The sequence below is a fragment of the Streptococcus infantis genome (genome assembly GCF_047463655.1).
Lineage (GTDB): Bacteria > Bacillota > Bacilli > Lactobacillales > Streptococcaceae > Streptococcus > Streptococcus infantis_Z.
In genome coordinates this window covers 1-1,753 of sequence record NZ_JASHDM010000026.1, presented here as the reverse complement: position 1 = coordinate 1,753, position 1,753 = coordinate 1, and the positions used below count along the sequence as shown (strand labels likewise).

The window sequence follows — 1,753 nt, the reverse complement described above, 5'->3', positions numbered from 1 at the left end:
TAGCTTGCCCATTCTATGGAATCTTGCATTATCTATAATATAGTATAATGAATCTAGAACAGTACACCAAGACTGCTAAAAATGTTTTAGAATCTATATTGTACTACTCTAAGTTCAATCCACTATAGAAAAGAGCACTTTTTATTCAACCCACTACAGTTGAGAAAGAGCCTTTTAAAACAAAAAAGAGCTTTTAAGCTCTTCAACTACGGAGAATAAGGGATTCGAACCCTTGCGCCAGTTACCCGACCTAACGATTTAGCAAACCGTCCTCTTCAGCCTCTTGAGTAATTCTCCTATTAATGGGCACGAGTGGACTCGAACCACCGACCTCACGCTTATCAGGCGTGCGCTCTAACCACCTGAGCTACGCGCCCAAGTTAAATAACTTGGTAAATGAACAAAATGTTCAAAGCGGGTGACGAGAATCGAACTCGCGACAACAGCTTGGAAGGCTGTAGTTTTACCACTAAACTACACCCGCATATATAAGAAATATGGCGCGAGACGGAATCGAACCGCCGACACATGGAGCTTCAATCCATTGCTCTACCAACTGAGCTACCGAGCCTTATTGCGGGAGCAGGATTTGAACCTACGACCTTCGGGTTATGAGCCCGACGAGCTACCGAGCTGCTCCATCCCGCGTTAATAATAAAGGAGGATGTGGGATTCGAACCCACGCACGCTTTTACACGCCTGACGGTTTTCAAGACCGTTCCCTTCAGCCGGACTTGGGTAATCCTCCATCGTATTTAATGGACCTTGTAGGACTTGAACCTACGACCACTCGGTTATGAGCCGAGAGCTCTAACCAGCTGAGCTAAAGGTCCAACAAGATCATTATAGCGGCGAAGGGGATCGAACCCCCGACCTCCCGGGTATGAACCGGACGCTCTAGCCAGCTGAGCTACACCGCCATCAATCGGGAAGACAGGATTCGAACCTGCGACACCTTGGTCCCAAACCAAGTACTCTACCAAGCTGAGCTACTTCCCGAGTTAAATAGAAAAAATGCACCCTAGAGGAGTCGAACCTCTAACCGCCTGATTCGTAGTCAGGTACTCTATCCAGTTGAGCTAAGGGTGCTCATTATATGCCGAGGACCGGGATCGAACCGGTACGATCGTTACCAATCGCAGGATTTTAAGTCCTGTGCGTCTGCCAGTTCCGCCACCCCGGCCTCTCTAAGCGAACGACGGGATTCGAACCCGCGACCCCCACCTTGGCAAGGTGGTGTTCTACCACTGAACTACGTTCGCATCGACGTTATATTAAAAAAATGCCGGCTACATGACTTGAACACGCGACCCTCTGATTACAAATCAGATGCTCTACCAACTGAGCTAAGCCGGCTTATTTCTATTATGCGGGTTAAGGGACTTGAACCCCCACGCCGTTAAGCGCCAGATCCTAAATCTGGTGCGTCTGCCAATTCCGCCAAACCCGCAATGATGACCCGTACTGGGCTCGAACCAGTGACCCATTGATTAAAAGTCAATTGCTCTACCAACTGAGCTAACGAGTCTAAAATAACTTCCGTTATCTTAAACGGTCCCGACGGGAATCGAACCCGCGATCTTCGCCGTGACAGGGCGACGTGATAACCGCTACACTACGGGACCTATGGGAGTTAACGGGATCGAACCGCTGACCCTCTGCTTGTAAGGCAGATGCTCTCCCAGCTGAGCTAAACTCCCTTTAGCTAAGCGACTTCCTTATCTCACAGGGGGCAACCCCCAACTACTTCCGG

General features: G+C 49.1%; 17 tRNA genes. All 17 read right to left on the bottom strand.

The features are described 5' to 3' along the window. Positions 1 to 209: 209 nt before the first annotated feature. Positions 210 to 297, bottom strand: a tRNA-Ser gene (locus QM877_RS10155). Between the two features lie 6 nt (positions 298 to 303). Next, a tRNA-Ile gene (locus tag QM877_RS10150) sits at positions 304 to 377 on the bottom strand. A gap of 36 nt (positions 378 to 413) precedes the next feature. After that, a tRNA-Gly gene (locus QM877_RS10145) sits at positions 414 to 484 on the bottom strand. A gap of 14 nt (positions 485 to 498) precedes the next feature. Continuing rightward, positions 499 to 571, bottom strand: a tRNA-Phe gene (locus tag QM877_RS10140). Positions 572 to 574: 3 nt separating this feature from the next. Beyond that, positions 575 to 648 (bottom strand) — tRNA-Met (locus QM877_RS10135). A gap of 10 nt (positions 649 to 658) precedes the next feature. Beyond that, positions 659 to 748, bottom strand: a tRNA-Ser gene (locus QM877_RS10130). 11 nt (positions 749 to 759) lie between these two features. After that, positions 760 to 833, bottom strand: a tRNA-Ile gene (locus QM877_RS10125). Between the two features lie 13 nt (positions 834 to 846). Further along, positions 847 to 920, bottom strand: a tRNA-Met gene (locus QM877_RS10120). A 5-nt stretch (positions 921 to 925) separates the two neighbouring features. Beyond that, positions 926 to 999, bottom strand: a tRNA-Pro gene (locus QM877_RS10115). A gap of 16 nt (positions 1,000 to 1,015) precedes the next feature. Beyond that, positions 1,016 to 1,089: transfer RNA gene (locus QM877_RS10110), tRNA-Arg, on the bottom strand. An 8-nt stretch (positions 1,090 to 1,097) separates the two neighbouring features. Further along, a tRNA-Leu gene (locus QM877_RS10105) sits at positions 1,098 to 1,183 on the bottom strand. A gap of 7 nt (positions 1,184 to 1,190) precedes the next feature. Next, positions 1,191 to 1,262 (bottom strand) — tRNA-Gly (locus QM877_RS10100). 21 nt (positions 1,263 to 1,283) lie between these two features. After that, positions 1,284 to 1,356 (bottom strand) — tRNA-Thr (locus QM877_RS10095). 12 nt (positions 1,357 to 1,368) lie between these two features. After that, positions 1,369 to 1,450 (bottom strand) — tRNA-Leu (locus QM877_RS10090). A 5-nt stretch (positions 1,451 to 1,455) separates the two neighbouring features. After that, positions 1,456 to 1,528, bottom strand: a tRNA-Lys gene (locus QM877_RS10085). Positions 1,529 to 1,552: 24 nt separating this feature from the next. Next, a tRNA-Asp gene (locus QM877_RS10080) sits at positions 1,553 to 1,625 on the bottom strand. 2 nt (positions 1,626 to 1,627) lie between these two features. Further along, positions 1,628 to 1,700, bottom strand: a tRNA-Val gene (locus tag QM877_RS10075). Positions 1,701 to 1,753: the final 53 nt, after the last annotated feature.